Genomic DNA, 16,176 nt, shown 5'->3' on the forward strand with positions numbered 1-16,176 from the left:
GCACATGCGATCTTCTTGTCAGTAGAGCGATCGATTGTCCACCTGTCACCGGTGGAGCGCTCGACGCCTGGCCTCTGGCCGGAGGCTCTGCAATGCGGTGATGAGAATTTCAGTGGCTTTTCTGAGGGAAATCATTCCCGTTCACGCAACATCCGTGCGATATCGATGTCACGTTGAAGCGCACTCAGCCGAGGTGGATTTCTCGTGTCGTCCAACACCACTGCGTGCAGTCGATCGCCGACCTGCGGAGGGGCTACATCCTTGGATCGCCAGGACGGATGTTTGACCTGGTCGATGAAGCCCGTGATGCCGTCAGCGTAAACTTGGCACCCGACCGACGCGACAGCGGTGATCACTACATCGACTTCTTGTTCATTTTTCCATGCCATTACGGACCTCCAAAGATCGACACCCAAGATCTCCTTTGGGTCAGTTCGTTAAATCTTTCCAGTTTTTCTACTGGGATTGCAAACTCCAGTCTTACGGCACCGTTGGGGCCGTTTCTGTCGTGAACCTTTACATGTTCAGCAAATTCCGAGAGGAATGATTGATTCATATCATACCTAACCATGCCCTTGGCGAAATTCACGCCGCTGGGTCCCACGTACTCGGCTGCCACCGCGTACTCGCCGAAATATATCTTCCCGTCTGAAATGATACCTCCGCCTATGTCGACCCCCGGCTGATGATTCGCGGGGTTGGGTCCGTAGTCGAGCTCGCGTTGTGCGTCTGCCCCCTTCGGGGTCCGGTAAATCGGAATCGGATCCTGGCATCCATCCGGCGCGAGACCAAGGCGATCTGTCAGGAATGTGGGGTTGAATACATAGGTGGTCGGATTTGGTGCAGGGGTAAGGCCTAGAGGGTCAGGAGTGAGATAGCGGGCAGTTTCGGGGTCGTAGGTCCGAAAATAGTTATGATGAAGGCCGGATTCCGGGTCGAAATACTGGCCAGGGAAACGGAGGGGAGTGTAGCTGGTGCTGTCGGCGCCCCAGGCGGTGGTGCCCCAAAGTGTCGAGCGAGTGTGCCAGGCAATGTTGCCACTTTCGTCGATCAGCCCAGTGGGCGTGCCGACGAGATCGGTGGTAATGGCGAAAATGCGGCTGTCGATTTCGGATTGACAGGTGCTGGATGTCGCCGAAATGCGTTCGGTCTGAATGATCGGATGAAAACCGTCATGGTCCCAGGTCAGTGACACTGGGGCAGGTAGCTGAGCTGATCTCGTCGTTTGCTCGCAGAGTGTGTTCCCATCCCACGTAAAGTCGGTATGGTCCCCGAGATCAACACCATCGAGATTCACGCACTTTTTGGTTATGCGGCGGCCGAGCGGGTCATAGGCATAGCTCCATCGAGCACCGTCCGGTGTTATTATCGCGGTGAGCCGACTCTCTGCATCCCATTGGTACCGCCAGGTGTCCGGCTTCCGTGAGAGGCGGGCCCGCTGGCGGAGGGTTATGCGGCCAAGCGTGTCGTGTTCGTAGCGGACGTTGCCTGCGCGGGTGATTGTCGTGCCGATGTAGGAGCGGCTGCCAACGGCTTCCTGGCGGGGGTGGGAAGCGGGCCAGGAGGCTTCTGCCTGGTTGCCTGCGGCGTCGTAGGCATAGCGCTCCGTCCAATTCGTCGCGTGGACAGCGGTGACGCGGCCTGCTGCGTCCAGGTCGAAGCTCCTGGTGCCGGCGAGCTGGTCGGTGAGGGCGGTCAGGCTCCCGTCCGGGCGGTAGGTGTAGTCGCGGCGTTGGATGCTGCGGCCCGCGCCGGTGACCTGCTGGGTGGTGAGGCGCCCCATCGTGTCGAACTGCGATGCGATGGTGAGGTGGTCGCCCAGGTGGCGGGCCACTTCTCTTCCCGCCGCGTTGTGCTCGAACGTGAGCGTGCGGCCGGAGGTGGTGAGCGAGGTGCGGCGGCCGGCTGCGTCATAGGCCCACGTGCTGGCTGCCTTGCTGGGGGTGGTGCGGCCGGTGCGGCGACCGAGGGCGTCGTGGGCGTAGGACACGGTCCGACCGTTGACGGTCTCCGACTTGAGGCGGCCGTACTGGTCGCGGAGCCAGGTGATGGTCGCGTCAGCGTTGACCGCTTCGGCCAGCTGGTCGGTCAGGTCGTACGCGAAGGTGGTGACGGAGCCGGCCGCGTCCTTGCGGACGATGCGGTCGAGGGCGTCCCGCTCGTAATGGGTGGTCTGGCCCAGGGCGTCCGTGCGGGCTGTGAGTCTGCCGACCGGGTCGCGTTCGTAGGCGAGTGTCCGGTCATCGAAGTCCGTCTCGGATATGAGGCGACCAGCAGGGTCGTAGGCGTAGTTCCAGGTCAGACCCTGGGGGTTGAGTACCTGGGTGAGGCGGAGTTCATGGTCGTGGGCGAACTCGTAGCGCACTCCGTCAGGACCGGTACGGGCTGTCATGACGTCGAAGTGTGTGTACTCGAAGCGGGATATGGATCCCATGGCGTCGGTGTGGGTGAGGCAGTTGCCTTCGCCGTCATACGTCCACGACTGGGTGGAGCCATCGGCGTCTGTGCGCCGAGCCGGCTTGCCCTCCGGAGTCCAGTCGAGCCGGGTGACCGCACCGAGCGGGTCGGTGAGGGCGACCGGGCGACCGAAGGAGTCCCGCTCGATGCGCGTGGTCGCGCCGAGAGGGTCGATGATTTCGACGGGCAGGCCGGCCGCATTGCTGCGTATGCGGGTCGTGTTGCCCAACGCGTCCGTGACGGAAGTCGGGTGTCCGGACACGTTGTACGTCGTGCGGGTGACCGCGCCCGACGGATCGATGGCCGAGATCCGGTTGCCGCGATCGTCGTACCCCTGGCGCACCACTGTCCGGTCCGGGTTGGTGATGCGGACCGGGAGGCGGAGATCGTTGTACTCGGCTGTCACTTCACGGCCGTCCGCGCGGACCGCCGTGGTCAGCTGACCGGACGCGTCGTACGTGAAGCGGGTGATGCGGCCCAGCGGATCGGTGCGGGACAGCAGCCGGTTGTAGCGGTCACGCTCAAAGCGGGTGGTCGATCCGAGCGGGTCGGTCGCCGCGATGATCTGGTGTGCTTCGTTGATCAGGTAGCGGTGGACGGCTCCGGCGGGTGTCGTCGCGGTCGTGACGCGATGGCCCGTGGCCGGGTCGGGTTCGCCGTATTCCAGGTTCAGCGCCATGTGGCCTGCTGAGCCGCCTTCGGCGACGCACCGGTCCCGGTCGTCGTACGCGTACTCGTAACTGCTGTTGTTGGTGTCGGTCCAGGAAGATATCCGGCCGCGCTCGTCATAGGTGAAGCGCAGGGGCAGGCCGGACGAGTTGATGATGCCGGTCAGGTGGCCGTCGGTGTAGCTGTAGCGGAGAACCTGCTGATCGGTTCCGTCCTCGGCGCCGCCCACCAGGTGCAGAGCGGTGATCCTCCCGCCCTCCGCAGTGAGCTTCAGGTGGTAGCCGCCGTGGTGCACGATCGACGTCGGGGCCCCGGAAGCGTCGTAGTCGAAGGTGATCCAGTTGCCGTTGCGGTCGTCCAGTTGGGAGAGCAGGGCCTCGGTGCCGTCGTTGTGCGTCGTGAAGTGTCTGACGTGGCCCGAGTCGGGATCGGTGATCGTGTAATCGCCGCTGGTGTCCATGTCGAGTGGCCAGCGGGGACCGTGGCTGGGCAGGACCGGAACGCCGGGCGCTGGGTGCGGGTAGGACAGCAGCAAGCCATCCTCCGAGAGGAAGACGATTCCTTCCGAGTCGATTTCCAGGCGCTGGTCCGCCGTGGACGCCCAGGACGGGCCGAACCAGCGTCCCGCCCGGTAGTCGGAGGCGACACGGCGGCGGAACACGAGGGGGAGCGTGCCGGGCAGCACGATGTCCGTCTGCGGCAGATACATCGCGCCGGTCGCCATGTCCACCGGGTCGGACGGATCGTCCTCGGGCGCTCGTTCCGTACGGGAGGGCTCAGCCGGGTCGTTGACTCCTTCCCGCGCAGGACCCGGCGGCTTCAGCGGCTCTTCGTGCCCCGCCCCCTTACGCAGCCCCGCCCGCAGGCCGCCCTTCAGCAGGCCGGCCCCCTTCGTCCCGGCCGCCTCCGGGAGCAGGCGCCCGACGAATTCGGACGGGTCGCTCTTCGCCGCGTCCCACGCGTTCTCCAGGGCCCGATCGGGGTTGGCTGCGGTCCTGGCGATGCCGGAGAGCGTCATGTTGACGCCCTTGTACATCTCCGCCGGGTGGGTCAGGTTGTACGGGTCGATCGGGTTCGTCTGGCGCAGGAAGCCCACCAGGCCACCCGTGCCCTTCAGGATGCCTCCGCCGAGGTGCGCTATCTCGACCCCCTGGGACAGGGCGTGGTCGTACAGCTCGTCCGTGAACCGGTCCCGGCCCGTCGGCTCCTTCGGTGCGTGGGCCATCGCCGCGGTGACCGCGCCCTGGGCCCGCTCGCCGGCCTCGTTCCGTGACCGCCGGGCGTCCTCCAGATCGTCCTGGGCCCGCTTCCGCTTCGACACACCCGGGTCCGAGAACGTACCGGGGTGGGGGAGGGGATCGTCGCCGGTGCGAGCCGCGTTGTAGGCGTCGACCTTCTTGTTGAACGCCGAGACCGCCTTCTCGGAGTCCTGTGTGCCCTCCTTGTACAGCGCGATCGCCGCACGTGCCTTGCCCTGAGCGCTCGTGACGGCCGACGCGTACGTCTCCAGCGCCTTCGCCGCGTCCTCGAACGCGTCGGCCGCGCGCAGCCAGTCGGTGGGCAGGGCCTGGAACTTCGTCCGGAAGGTGTCGGCGGCCTCCCCGCGCCAGTGACCGGAGTCCAGCTTCTTCAGCCCGCCGCCGACGAGGTCGAAGGCCTTCTGGAAGTCCCGCAGGTTCTTCACCGCCGCGGTGATCTTCTCCGGCTTCCCATGGATCAGCTCGTCGGCCTCCTCGCTCTGCCCGAGCTGCTTCTCCCCGACCTCCGCGCCGAGCGACGACGCGGTCTCGTCGCCCCAGTCCTCGACCTTGTCGGCCCAGCCGTGCGCGCCGACCTTGTCCAGCCCCGCCCCGACCTTGTCCGTTGCCGCGTCGACGCCCTCGCCCAGGAGCTCCTTGCCCTTGTCCAGACCCCGTACGGTTCCGTCGACGACCTTGTCGAACGCCCCGCCCAGATCCACCATCAGCGGGTCTCCCCCCAGCGAGGCTCCTCGGCCTGCTTCACGGTCTCCGATGAGGGATCGAGGTGCTCCTTGCCCCACGCGTCGATCTCTTCACGCTGCGCAGCGTCGACCCCCGAGGCGTCCAGCAGTGCGTCCCCCACGTCGTACCCGGTGTCCTTCCACTGCTGCTTCACCTCGCCGTGCGCCTCCTTGAAGGAGTCCACGCTCCAGTCCGGGTTGTCGAAGGCACGCTGGGTGCTGATCGTGTCCCAGCTCATGTCCTTGACCTCGTCCTCGGACAGATAGGGGTTGCCGTTGGCGGAGTTCACCACGACCTTCAGCGAGTCCTTGACGTACCGCTCCTGCTCGGCGAACGAGCCCGCCGACAACCCCAGCCCCGCAGCGAGGTTGTTGCCCCGCTGGGACAGCGTCCGCACGCCCCACTCCCACCGCTTGCAGAACGTCTCGAACTCCGACGTCAGGCCGCCGTGCCCCAACTCCAGCCCCGACAGGGCAAGATCGGAGAACCCTCGGCCCGCCGACGCCTTGCCGAGGGAGGTGAGGTCCTTCAACTCGGTGTGTGCCAGGTCGATGCCCTTCGCTATCTGCGCCAGAGTCGCCGCCGACACGTTCAGGTCCGCGCTGTCCCCGCTCATCCCGTCTCCCCCAGATCGACCGCAACATGGTCAGGCACGATGCCCGCGACCGGCGGAAACAGCACGCCGTCGGCGCTCCCCGCATCCAGGGCAACTCCTGCCGGACCGGGCAGCATCGGCACCATCACGTCCAACAGGCGCGCCCCGAGGACCGTGCGGTACGTCCACTCCCGCGCGCCGTCCCCCTGTGCGAGCGCGAACCGGGCCAGCGCCTCTTCGTCCGAGAACGCGCAGATCCATCGCACCCCGTTCTGGTCCGCCGTCCACAGACTCCCGTGCTCGTCGAACGGCACCAGTACCGCCGCACGCCGGAACTCGCCGAGCAGCATGGTGAATTCGCGCCGAGCGATCGCCAGCGGATCCACCGGTTTCTCGGAAGGGTTCGGTTCGGATTCCGGCGCGGTGTCTTCTCCCCGGTCCCCGGATACGGTCCAGTCGGCCAGATCAGCGAGCCTGGACCGGCGGCCGGGCTCAGGTATGTCGTCCCCGTGGTCAGTCACGTACGGGATGGTGTCATGGCGTTCTTCACGACAGCAATGTGGAAAGCGGCCAGGTCGCCACCGGCACGCCGCGCGGTGACCGGGCTCCGCGCCGACCTCAGCCCCGCCCCGCCCCCGGCTCCGCCGTCAGGTCGATCAGGCGGCAGACCGTCTCGATGTCGATCTTGACCTGGGCGATCGACGCCCGGCCCGACAGCCATGTGATCAGCGCCGAGTGCCAGGTGTGCTCGATGACCCGGACCGCCGAGAGCTGCTCCGGGGTCGGGTGCTCCAGGCCCATCGCGTCCAGGATGATCGCCGTCGTGAGGCGGGAGACCGTGTCCACCTCCGGGCTCACGCTGCGGTCCGCGAAGGTGAGGGCGCGGACCATGGCGTCCGCGAGGTGCGGTTCGCGCTGGAGGGCGCGGAAGGCGCGCATCAGGGTCTCGGCGACCCGCTGGGCCGCGTCGTCACCAGCCGGCGGGCGTTTGCGGAGGGTGGAGTGCATGTGCTGGAGCTGGTCCTGCATGGTGGCGACCAGCAGGTGGATCTTGGAGGGGAAGTAGCGGTAGAGCGTGCCGAGGGCGACCCCGGCCGCCTCCGCCACCTCGCGCATCTGCACCGCCTCGAAACCGCCCCGGCTCGCGAGCTGTGCGCTGGCGTGCAGGATGCGGCGGCGACGGGCCTCCTGCCGCTCGGTCAGCGGAGGCGCTGCCGGTCTGGCGTCCGCGGTCATGCTGTCCCCATCCGCGATCCGTACGTGGTCATGCCGTCCCCGTTCACGATCCGTGATCCCCGGTTCGTTCCCTGAGTTGCGCACCGGGCGCGCACAGCATGCCAGGGCGTCCGTCGTGGCGCGAATCACCTGATCCGGACCTCACACAGACGCTACCTGCCGGTAGATTCGATGCACGTCGAACGATCAAGTCTGAAACTTGTTCTAGATTAGCGCTACCGGTTACGCTCCGGCGAACACGCAGTCAGAAGGGGGCCGAGTGTGACCGCTGAGGCCATAGAAACGGGCCCCCGCACGGGCGACAGCAGCTTCTCCGCCGGGGCCGGCGACCGGCCGCTGCGCATCGCGCTCCTCACGTACAAGGGCAACCCGTTCTGCGGCGGGCAGGGTGTGTACGTCCGCCACCTCGGGCGCGAGCTCGCGCGGCTGGGTCACAGCGTCGAGGTCATCGGCGCGCAGCCCTACCCCGTGCTCGACGAGGGCGTCCCGCTCACCGAGCTGCCCAGCCTGGACCTGTACCGGCAGCCCGACCCCTTCCGCACCCCGAAGCGGGGCGAGTACCGGGACTGGGTCGACCTCGCCGAGGTCGCCACCATGTGGACCGGCGGCTTCCCCGAGCCCCTCACCTTCAGCCTCCGCGCCCGCCGCCATCTCCTGGCCCGGCGCGGCGAGTTCGACGTCGTCCACGACAACCAGACCCTCGGTTACGGGCTCCTCGGCGACCTCGGGGCCCCGCTCGTGACGACGATCCACCACCCCATCACCGTGGACCGCAGGCTCGACCTGGAGGCCGCGACCAGCCGCCGCCGGCGCGCCTCCGTACGCCGCTGGTACGCCTTCACCCGGATGCAGAAGCGGGTCGCCCGCAAGCTACCCACCGTCCTCACCGTCTCCGGCTCCTCCCGTGACGAGATCGTCGAGGACCTCGGCGTACGCCCGGACCGGATCAGCGTCGTCCACATCGGCGCCGACACCGACCTGTGGTCGCCCGACCCCTCCGTCGCCGAGGTGCCGGGCCGCATCGTCACCACCTCCAGCGCCGACGTCCCGCTCAAGGGCCTCGTCCACCTCGTCGACGCGCTCGCCAAGCTCCGTACGGAGAACCCCGCCGCCCACCTCGTCGTCGTCGGCAAGCGCGCCGAGGACGGGCCCGTCGCCCGGGCCATAGAGCGGCACGGGCTCACCGACGCCGTCGAGTTCGTCAAGGGCATCAGCGACGCCGAGCTGGTCGACCTCGTGCGCAGCGCCCAGGTCTCCTGTGTGCCGTCGCTGTACGAGGGGTTCTCGCTGCCCGCCGCCGAGGCCATGGCCACCGGCACGCCCCTGGTCGCCACCACCGGCGGCGCGATCCCCGAGGTCTCCGGCCGCGACGGGGAGACCTGCCTGGCCGTCGCCCCCGGCGACCCGGACGCGCTGGCGGGGGCCCTCGCCCGGCTGCTGGCCGACCCCGAGCTGCGCGCCCGCCTCGGCGCGGCGGGCCGTGAGCGGGTGCTGGCCAACTTCACCTGGGCCCGGGCGGCCGCCGGAACGGCCGAGCTGTACCGTCAGGCGATCGCCGTCCGCGGAGCCCGCAGGTGACTGCGCCGTATCCGCAGGTGGCCGCGTTCTACCCGCAGGTGACGGCGATCCCGTTCACCGGCACCCGTAACCCGCTTCTCTGAACCCGTACCTCCGACCTCGAAGGCAGGCCCTCGTGCTGACCGTCGACTTCACCCGCTTCCCGCTCGCCGCCGGCGACCGAGTGCTCGACCTGGGCTGCGGTGCCGGCCGGCATGCCTTCGAGTGTTACCGGCGCGGTGCGCAGGTCGTCGCCCTCGACCAGAACGGCGAGGAGATCCGCGAGGTCGCCAAGTGGTTCGCCGCGATGAAGGAGGCCGGGGAGGCCCCCGAGGGCGCCACCGCCACCGCGATGGAGGGCGACGCCCTCAACCTGCCCTTCCCCGACGACTCCTTCGACGTCGTGATCATCTCCGAGGTCATGGAGCACATCCCGGACGACAAGGGCGTCCTCGCCGAGATGGTCCGGGTCCTCAAGCCGGGCGGCCGGATCGCCATCACCGTCCCGCGCTACGGCCCCGAGAAGATCTGCTGGACCCTCTCCGACGCCTACCACGAGGTCGAGGGCGGCCACATCCGGATCTACAAGGCCGACCAGCTCCTCGCCCGCATCCGCGAGGCCGGACTCAAGCCGTACGGCACCCACCACGCCCACGCCCTGCACTCGCCGTACTGGTGGCTGAAGTGCGCCTTCGGCGTCGACAACGACCGTGCGCTGCCGGTGCGGGCGTACCACAAGCTGCTCGTCTGGGACATCATGAAGAAGCCGCTCGCCACCCGGGTCGCCGAGCAGCTGCTCAACCCGGTCGTCGGCAAGAGCTTCGTCGCGTACGCCACCAAGCCGCATCTTCCGAAGGCCGAGGCGTGAGCACTCCCGAACAGACCGAACACCTTGTCCTTCCCGGGGTCCTGACCGCCGCCGAGGCCGCCGAGACGGTCGCCGCACTCGCCGCCGTACAGCGCGAGGACGGGGCGCTGCCCTGGTTCCGGGGCCACCACCTCGACCCGTGGGACCACACCGAGGCCGCGATGGCGCTGGACGCGGCCGGCGAGCACAAGGCGGCGGAGCGTGCCTACGACTGGCTGGCCCGCCATCAGAACGGCGACGGCTCCTGGTACGCCGCCTACCACGACGGCGACCCGCAGCAGCCGACCGACCTCAGCCGTGAGACCAACTTCTGCGCGTACGTGGCCGTCGGCGTCTGGCACCACTACCTCGCCACCGGCGACGACGCGTTCGTCGACCGGATGTGGCCCACGGTCTTCGCCGCGATCGAGTTCGTGCTCCGACTCCAGCAGCCCGGCGGGCAGATCGGCTGGAAGCGGGAGGCCGACGGGACGGCGGTGAACGATGCGCTGCTGACCGGTTCGTCCTCCGTGCACCAGGCGCTGCGCTGCGCGCTCGCCATCGCGGAGCGGCGCGAAGAGCCCCAGCCCGACTGGGAGTTGGCGACCGGGGCACTGGCCCACGCGATCCGCAACCACCCCGAGCGCTTCCTCGACAAGAACCGCTACTCGATGGACTGGTACTACCCGGTCCTCGGCGGCGCCGTCACCGGGTCCGAGGCCACCGCCCGCATCCAGGAGGGCTGGGACCGCTTCGTCGTCCCCGGCCTCGGGGTGCGCTGCGTGCTGCCCAACCCCTGGGTCACCGGCGGCGAGAGCTGCGAACTCGCCCTCGCCCTCTGGGTGACGGGGGAGTCGGACCGGGCCCTGGAGATCCTCCAGTCCGTCCAGCACCTGCGCGCCGAGGGCGGGCTGTACTGGACGGGGTACGTCTTCGAGGGCAACAAGGCCTTCTGGCCCGAGGAGCTCACCACCTGGACAGCGGGCTCCCTGCTGCTCGCGGTGGCCGCACTCGGGGGGGACGAGGCGACCACCGCGGTCTTCTCCGGGGAGCGGCTGCCGGTCGGGCTGGAACCGGACTGCTGCCGCTGAGAGCGGTCCCGGTGCGGCCGGTCCGCCGTCAGCGGCGGATCCGGCCCGCTATGGCGTGTCCGATGAACAGGTAGACCACGGCCGCGAGACCGTAACCGGCCACGACCCGCGCCCATGCCGCGTCGAACGTGAACAGGTCGTACGACCAGCCCGCCAGCCAGGTGGCCGCGTCGTGCACCCACTGCACGAAGTCGTTGCCCCGGTTGGCGTCCAGCAGGTACATCAGGATCCAGAGAATGATGATGAAGGCCAGGATGTCGGCCACGACGGCGATGATCCTCGCCGCTGAACTGCTGCCTGAAGAACGGGTTCTGTAGGACATGCGGTCCTGGTTACCGCTTTACCCAGAGTGAAACCCGAATGGCGGTACCGGGTGGCGGGCCCTGCGGGGCCGGGCGAGTCTGGCCGGGAGTGCCGAGGTTCGTCACTCCCCGTGACGCGCCCTGCCGGGAGGCCGCCGTGACCCGTTCCGTACCGCTCCGCCGGCTGCTGGTGGCGCTCCTGCTGTCCTGCACCGTGCTGGTCTCCGCCACCGCCTGCGGCGACTCCGGCGACTCGGGCAGCGCGACCGGCACGGGCGTCAGCGCCTCCGCCTCGGCCGCCAGTCCCTCCGCCTCCACCGAGAAGCAGCGGCTCGCCAAGACCCGCTTCGTGGCCAACGCCGGGCTCGCGGCCGGGGCGACGTACCAGTGGATCGTGAAGCCGTACCGCGCCGGCACCTTCAAGAAGGGGGCCGAGGGGCGCACCTTCGCCCTCGTCAAGGCGGGGCTCGCGGGCGGGTTCGCGTACAACCGGCTCAAGGCGGCAACGGAGAACGCCAAGGGCGACCCGCTGCTCTCCAAGGCCGTCGCCCCGCTCACGGCCGGGATCGAGTCCCTCAAGGGGATGGCCACCAAGCTCCGCAACGGTCAGGCGGGCGAGGGGGACATCGGGGCGTTCGAGAGCGTCATCGACAGCATCAAGAGCGCCGGGAAGAGCGCGGGCGCCGAGGTGCAGGACAAGGTTCCCTCCACCTCGCAGCTCACCGGATAGCGGCCGCCCGGCAGCTCTCCGTGCGCGGCCCGATATTGATGTGATCAAGTTCCGCGGCGCGGCTAGGGTCCCCGGCATGACCCTTCTTCCTTACGACCGTTACTGCGACGAGATCCTGGCCCAGACCGACGCCCTGCGCGCGACGATCGAGGGCGCGGATCTCACCGCGACCGTCCCCTCCTGCCCCGACTGGAACCTGCGGCAGCTCGCCGTGCATGTCGGCGGCGCCCACCGCTGGGTCGGGGAGATCGTCCGCTCCCGGGCCACCGAGGACATCCCCGAGGAGAAGGTGCCGGGGTTCGAGGGGCCCGGGAGCGACGACCCGGCCGCCCTGGACGCCTGGCTCGCCGAGGGAGCGGCCGCCACCGTCGAGGCGTTGCGGGAGGCGGGGCCGGACGCCGAGGTGTGGACCTGGGCGTGGGAGCGGCGCACCACCTTCTGGGCGCGGCGCATGGCGCACGAGACGGTGGTGCACCGGGCCGACGCGGCGCTCGCCGCGCAGGTCCCGTACACGGTCGACCCCGAGGTGGCCGCCGACACCATCGACGAATGGCTGCGGATCGTCTCCTTCGCCCAGGAGGGCGGCGACCCGGAGGCGGACGAACTGCGCGGCGGCGGGCGCTCGTTGCACCTGCACGCCACCGACGTACCCGCTGCGGAGTGGCTGATCGAGTTCGGCGAGGACCGCTTCACCTGGCGGCACGCGCATGAGAAGGCAACGGTCGCCCTGCGCGGCCCGCTGACCGATCTGATGCTCGTCTTCAACCGCCGCCTGGAGCCGACGAGTGAGCGGGTCGAGGTGCTCGGCGACGCGGAGCTGCTGGACTTCTGGCTGGACCGGTCGTCGTTCGGCTGAGTGGCAAACGGTCGTTCAGTTGTTGAGCTCCGCCAGGACCCGCAGCGTGCGCGGGTCCGGGGCGGTGACCAGGAGGTCGGTCACCGGGCCCTTGCGCCACTCCGCCAGCTTCTCCGCGATCCGGGCGCGCGGGCCGATCAGGGAGATCTCGTCGGCGAACACGTCCGGCACCGCGTGCACCGCCTCCTCCTTGCGGCCCTGGAGGAACAGCTCCTGGATCCGCCGGGCCTCCTCCTCGAACCCCATCCGCGCCATCAGGTCCGCGTGGAAGTTGCGGGCCGCGTGCCCCATCCCGCCGATGTAGAAGCCGAGCATCGCCTTCACCGGCAGCAGCCCCTCCGCCACGTCGTCGCAGACGTGCGCGCGGGCCATCGGGGCGATCATGAAGCCCTCGCGGAGTCCCGTGAGGGAGGCCTCGTACACATCCGTGCGGCGCGGGGACCAGTAGAGGGGGAGCCAGCCGTCCGCGATCCGGACCGTCTGCGCGATGTTCTTCGGGCCCTCCGCGCCCAGCAGGACGGGGAGCGAGGACCGCAGCGGGTGCGTGATCGGCTTCAGCGGCTTGCCGAGGCCGGTGGCGTCCGGGCCGGTGTACGGGTGGGAGTGGAAGCTCCCCGCCACCTCCACCGGAGCCTGCCGGGCCAGCACCTGGCGGATCACCTCGACGTATTCGCGGGTCGCCGTGAGGGGGCTCTTCGGGAACGGGCGGCCGTACCACCCCTCCACCACCTGCGGCCCGGACAGGCCGAGGCCGAGCAGCAGCCGGCCGCCCGAGAGGTGGTCCAGGGTCAGCGCGTGCATGGCCGTCGCGGTCGGCGTACGGGCCGCCATCTGCGCGATGCCGGTGCCCAGCCGGATCCGGGAGGTGTGGGCGGCGATCCAGGTCAGCGGCGTGAAGGCGTCCGAGCCCCACGCCTCCGCCGTCCACACCGAGTCGTAGCCGAGCCGCTCCGCCTCCTGGGCGAGGGCGAGGTGGCCGGGGTCCGGGCCGCGGCCCCAGTATCCGAGTGCGAGTCCGAGCCGCATTCCGTTGCCTCCGGCCGTAGGTGACGATCCGTCAGATGATGGCGGTGCGGGACGGACTGTACGACAACGGCCCCCCGCCCGGAAGGGCGAGGGGCCGCGGTGCGGTGCCTACGGCATCAGCCGCGCTGGATGCCCGTGGTGTCCTGGAGCACGCCGCGACGGCCGTCCTGGGTCTGGGCGATGAGGCCCTGACCGCGCTGCTCGACCGCGAGGTACCAGGTGCCCGGCGCCAGCTCGGCGATCGGGTTCGGTGCGCCGTCCTCGCCGTACAGCGGACGGGCCACCGGCACGGCGAACCAGAACGGGGTGAAGTCGCCCGCCGGAGCCGCGCCACCCTGCGGGGCGGCCTGCTGGGCCTGGGCGGCCTGCGCCTGCGCGGGGTCGCCCTGACCGGGCTGGCCCGGCTGGCCACCGGTCTGCGCGCCGGGGTAGCCGTACCCCTGGCTCGGCTGGGCGCCGTAGGGCTGCTGCTGGGCGCCCGGGTAGCCGTAGCCCTGGCCGGGCTGGCCACCGTACGGCGGCTGCACGGCCTGCGGCGGCTTCGGGGCGCCGGTGAGCGGGGCCTTGAGCGCGGGGACCAGCGGGCCGGCGACCGTACCCGCGGCGAGCACGATGGTCGCCAGCAGGCCGAGGATCAGACCGGCACCGGCGTCACCGGCGTCGATGGTCGTCCAGAAGGCGGTCCACAGCGCGAAGACGGTGAACGCGACACCGAACTGGCCGAGGTCGAGCCCCACGACCTTGCGGGGCGCCAGCCGGCCGACGATCACCAGCGCCGCACCGATGATGCCGGCGAGGAAGACGCTCATCAGGAGCCCGAGCGAGTCCCAGGCGTTGGGGCTGCTGAATCGGGAGCAGTCCACGCCGGAGGGGCAGTCGTAACCGGAGAGGTCGAGGAAAGAGGCGATGAACAGCACGACCGCTGCTCCGATCACCACGCCGTCGCCTCGAGTGAGGGAGCGGATATTCACGTGAAGGTCCTTAGTCGGTCGTCTCGTCGGGGCGGTCGTCGCTGCCGCCTGTGCGGCGGGTACGGCACGAAGCTCGGGGGTGGCTCCCCATCGTACGGATGAATCTATCGTCTGCCCGGTCGGGTCGCCCCCGTGCCCGGTTCTTGGACCGTTATCCCCCCAATATCCCCGCAGACCCGCCCCTTCGGACGGTAGGGCCTATCCCTTCAGGTGGTCGGCGATGCCGTCCGCCATTCCCTGGGCCGCCTTCTGCCGCCAACTCGCGCTGGTGAGCAGGGCCGCGTCCTTCGGGTCACGCATATTGCCGCATTCCACGAAGACTTTGGGCACGGTTGACAGATTCAGTCCGCCGAGGTCATTACGGGTGTCCAGTCCGGTACCGCCACCGATGTAGTTGGAGGGGGCGCTTCCGGTCGTGCGGACGAAGTGCCCGGCGATCCGGGCCCCGAGATCGGCCGAACTCTTCACGATCTTCGAGGTGTCCGCCCCGCCGCCCTTCACCGCCGCGGGCAGGATCACATGGAAGCCCCGGTTGCCCACCGCCGATCCGTCCGCGTGCACCGAGACCACCGCGTCGGCCTTCGCCTCGTTGCCGATCCGGGCCCGCTCGTCGATGCAGGGCCCGAACGGCCGGTCCTCGTCGTGCGTCAGCAGGACCCGCGCCCCCTGCGCCTGGAGCAACTCCCGCAGCCGGTGCGACACATCGAGGGTGAACCGGGCCTCCGGGTAACCGGCGTCCGTCGACGTACCGGTCGTGTCGCACTCCTTGCGCCCGGTGCCGATGTCGACCTTCTCGTTGATCTCCTTGGTGTGCTCGCGGTTACGGGGGTTGTGGCCCGGGTCGATCACCACGGTCCGGCCGGTCAGCGGCCCCCGGGGCAGTGGCTCGGTGGGCGAGGGGGACGGCGAGGCCGGGGCGGTGGGCGTCGCCGAGGGGGAGGCGTCGGCGCCCGCCCCGTCCGTCGTGTCCGGGGAGCCGCCGCACCCGGCGACGGTCGTCAGGCAGAGCGCGGCCAGCGCGGCGGCCAGGAGAAGGGGCCGGGCGCGGCGGGTGGGGGGAACGCTGTCGTCGTACGGCACGCGGCGATGCTATCCGTACGGGCACGGGGGCAGCGGAACCTCGGATTCCCGGGCCGTGCGCCCCAGCTGTCCGTACGGGCAGGAGAGCACCGGAACCTCAGATCCCCGGGCCCGTGCGCCGCAGCACGCGCAGCGAGTCCGTCACGGACACCTCGGTGAACGCCCCCGAGGCCAGCGCCCGCCGGTACACCCGGTACGGGGCCTGCCCGCCGTCGGCCGGGTCGGGGAACACGTCGTGGATCACCAGGAACCCGCCCTCGGCGACATGCGGGGCCCAGCCCTCGTAATCGCCGTTCGCATGCTCGTCGGTGTGCCCGCCGTCGATGAAGACCAGGCCGAGCGGCCCGGCCCATACCGCGGCGACCTGCGGGGAGCGGCCGACGAGCGCCACCACGTGCTCCTCCAGACCGGCCCGGTGCAGGGTGCGGCGGAACGTCGGCAGGGTGTCCATCAGCCCGACCTCGGGGTCCACCACGCTCGGGTCGTGGTACTCCCAGCCCGGCTGCTGCTCCTCGCTGCCCCGGTGGTGGTCCACGGTCAGGGCCCCCACCCCGGCCGCCCGGGCCGCGTCGGCCAGCAGGATCGTGGAGCGCCCGCAGTACGTGCCCACCTCCAGCAGAGGCAGCCCCAGCGCCCCGGCCCCGGCGGCGGCCGCATGGAGGGCGAGCCCCTCGTGGACCGGCATGAAGCCCTTGGCGGCCTCGAACGCGGCGAGCACTTCCGGGGAGGGAGCGGCGGCGGTCACGGGGTTCCTCCAGGTGGGGCGGGTCTGCACAG

General features: G+C 69.8%; 15 protein-coding genes. 5 read left to right on the top strand and 10 right to left on the bottom strand.

Annotation, left to right across the window (positions count from 1 at the left end):
* Window positions 1-131 precede the first annotated feature (131 nt).
* The 5 genes from IE264_RS03570 to IE264_RS03590 form a co-directional block, all read right to left on the bottom strand.
* Complete coding sequence (locus IE264_RS03570; RefSeq protein WP_078657305.1) at window positions 132-389, bottom strand: hypothetical protein; 258 nt, start codon at window positions 387-389, stop codon at window positions 132-134.
* Entirely contained in the window at window positions 389-5,089 is a 4,701-nt protein-coding gene (locus IE264_RS03575; RefSeq protein ID WP_229887370.1) for a putative T7SS-secreted protein, read from the bottom strand. The genes IE264_RS03570 and IE264_RS03575 overlap by 1 nt, the downstream gene beginning before the upstream one ends.
* Window positions 5,089-5,724, bottom strand: a complete 636-nt coding sequence (locus IE264_RS03580) for a hypothetical protein (RefSeq protein ID WP_015608239.1) — start codon at window positions 5,722-5,724, stop codon at window positions 5,089-5,091. Before IE264_RS03580 ends, IE264_RS03575 begins: the two co-directional genes overlap by 1 nt.
* Window positions 5,721-6,224 carry an SseB family protein gene (locus tag IE264_RS03585; protein WP_190167570.1) on the bottom strand — a complete coding sequence of 168 codons (504 nt, stop codon included), beginning with the start codon at window positions 6,222-6,224 and terminating at the stop codon, window positions 5,721-5,723. The genes IE264_RS03580 and IE264_RS03585 overlap by 4 nt, the downstream gene beginning before the upstream one ends.
* A gap of 97 nt (window positions 6,225-6,321) precedes the next feature.
* The gene (locus tag IE264_RS03590) at window positions 6,322-6,939 is read right to left on the bottom strand and encodes a TetR family transcriptional regulator (protein WP_032753073.1); all 618 of its coding nucleotides are present in this window, start codon (window positions 6,937-6,939) and stop codon (window positions 6,322-6,324) included.
* Window positions 6,940-7,200: 261 nt separating this feature from the next.
* Here IE264_RS03590 and IE264_RS03595 point away from each other — a divergent pair, with 261 nt between their 5' ends.
* The 3 genes from IE264_RS03595 (at window position 7,201) to IE264_RS03605 (ending at window position 10,434) form a co-directional block, all read left to right on the top strand.
* Window positions 7,201-8,517: a glycosyltransferase family 4 protein gene (locus IE264_RS03595; protein ID WP_032753072.1), complete on the top strand. Its 1,317-nt coding sequence runs from the start codon at window positions 7,201-7,203 to the stop codon at window positions 8,515-8,517.
* Window positions 8,518-8,632: 115 nt separating this feature from the next.
* On the top strand, window positions 8,633-9,364 hold the full coding sequence (locus IE264_RS03600; RefSeq protein ID WP_015608235.1) for a class I SAM-dependent methyltransferase: 732 nt from the start codon (window positions 8,633-8,635) through the stop codon (window positions 9,362-9,364).
* Entirely contained in the window at window positions 9,361-10,434 is a 1,074-nt protein-coding gene (locus IE264_RS03605) for a prenyltransferase/squalene oxidase repeat-containing protein (RefSeq protein WP_032753071.1), read from the top strand. The genes IE264_RS03600 and IE264_RS03605 overlap by 4 nt, the downstream gene beginning before the upstream one ends.
* Before the next feature lie 28 nt (window positions 10,435-10,462).
* On the opposite strand, the gene IE264_RS03610 is transcribed toward IE264_RS03605, so the two are convergent.
* Window positions 10,463-10,756: a hypothetical protein gene (locus IE264_RS03610; RefSeq protein WP_015608233.1), complete on the bottom strand. Its 294-nt coding sequence runs from the start codon at window positions 10,754-10,756 to the stop codon at window positions 10,463-10,465.
* Between the two features lie 137 nt (window positions 10,757-10,893).
* On the opposite strand from IE264_RS03610, the gene IE264_RS03615 reads away from it, so the two are divergent.
* Together IE264_RS03615 and IE264_RS03620 are read left to right on the top strand one after the other, a co-directional pair.
* Window positions 10,894-11,466, top strand: a complete 573-nt coding sequence (locus tag IE264_RS03615) for a hypothetical protein (RefSeq protein ID WP_015608232.1) — start codon at window positions 10,894-10,896, stop codon at window positions 11,464-11,466.
* A gap of 76 nt (window positions 11,467-11,542) precedes the next feature.
* On the top strand, window positions 11,543-12,322 hold the full coding sequence (locus IE264_RS03620) for a maleylpyruvate isomerase family mycothiol-dependent enzyme (protein ID WP_032753070.1): 780 nt from the start codon (window positions 11,543-11,545) through the stop codon (window positions 12,320-12,322).
* Between the two features lie 15 nt (window positions 12,323-12,337).
* On the opposite strand, the gene IE264_RS03625 is transcribed toward IE264_RS03620, so the two are convergent.
* The 4 genes from IE264_RS03625 to IE264_RS03640 form a co-directional block, all read right to left on the bottom strand.
* On the bottom strand, window positions 12,338-13,348 hold the full coding sequence (locus IE264_RS03625) for an LLM class F420-dependent oxidoreductase (RefSeq protein WP_032753068.1): 1,011 nt from the start codon (window positions 13,346-13,348) through the stop codon (window positions 12,338-12,340).
* A 116-nt stretch (window positions 13,349-13,464) separates the two neighbouring features.
* A complete protein-coding gene (locus IE264_RS03630; RefSeq protein ID WP_032753066.1) occupies window positions 13,465-14,319 on the bottom strand; it encodes a hypothetical protein in 855 nt (284 codons plus the stop codon).
* 198 nt (window positions 14,320-14,517) lie between these two features.
* Window positions 14,518-15,399: an N-acetylmuramoyl-L-alanine amidase gene (locus tag IE264_RS03635; protein ID WP_032753064.1), complete on the bottom strand. Its 882-nt coding sequence runs from the start codon at window positions 15,397-15,399 to the stop codon at window positions 14,518-14,520.
* A gap of 97 nt (window positions 15,400-15,496) precedes the next feature.
* Window positions 15,497-16,144 carry a class I SAM-dependent methyltransferase gene (locus tag IE264_RS03640; RefSeq protein WP_032753062.1) on the bottom strand — a complete coding sequence of 216 codons (648 nt, stop codon included), beginning with the start codon at window positions 16,142-16,144 and terminating at the stop codon, window positions 15,497-15,499.
* Between the last annotated feature and the right edge of the window lie 32 nt (window positions 16,145-16,176).

This window comes from Streptomyces microflavus (genome assembly GCF_014650075.1).
GTDB classification, from domain to species: Bacteria; Actinomycetota; Actinomycetes; order Streptomycetales; family Streptomycetaceae; genus Streptomyces; species Streptomyces microflavus.

What these genes read in the sequence shown, in the direction of transcription:
- IE264_RS03625 (WP_032753068.1), bottom strand. Translation starts at nt 13,348, where the DNA reads ATGCGGCTCGGACTCGCACTCGGATACTGGGGCCGCGGCCCGGACCCC.
- IE264_RS03575 (WP_229887370.1), bottom strand. Translation starts at nt 5,089, where the DNA reads ATGGTGGATCTGGGCGGGGCGTTCGACAAGGTCGTCGACGGAACCGTA.
- IE264_RS03620 (WP_032753070.1), top strand. Translation starts at nt 11,543, where the DNA reads ATGACCCTTCTTCCTTACGACCGTTACTGCGACGAGATCCTGGCCCAG.
- IE264_RS03590 (WP_032753073.1), bottom strand. Translation starts at nt 6,939, where the DNA reads ATGACCGCGGACGCCAGACCGGCAGCGCCTCCGCTGACCGAGCGGCAG.
- IE264_RS03580 (WP_015608239.1), bottom strand. Translation starts at nt 5,724, where the DNA reads ATGAGCGGGGACAGCGCGGACCTGAACGTGTCGGCGGCGACTCTGGCG.
- IE264_RS03610 (WP_015608233.1), bottom strand. Translation starts at nt 10,756, where the DNA reads ATGTCCTACAGAACCCGTTCTTCAGGCAGCAGTTCAGCGGCGAGGATC.
- IE264_RS03570 (WP_078657305.1), bottom strand. Translation starts at nt 389, where the DNA reads ATGGCATGGAAAAATGAACAAGAAGTCGATGTAGTGATCACCGCTGTC.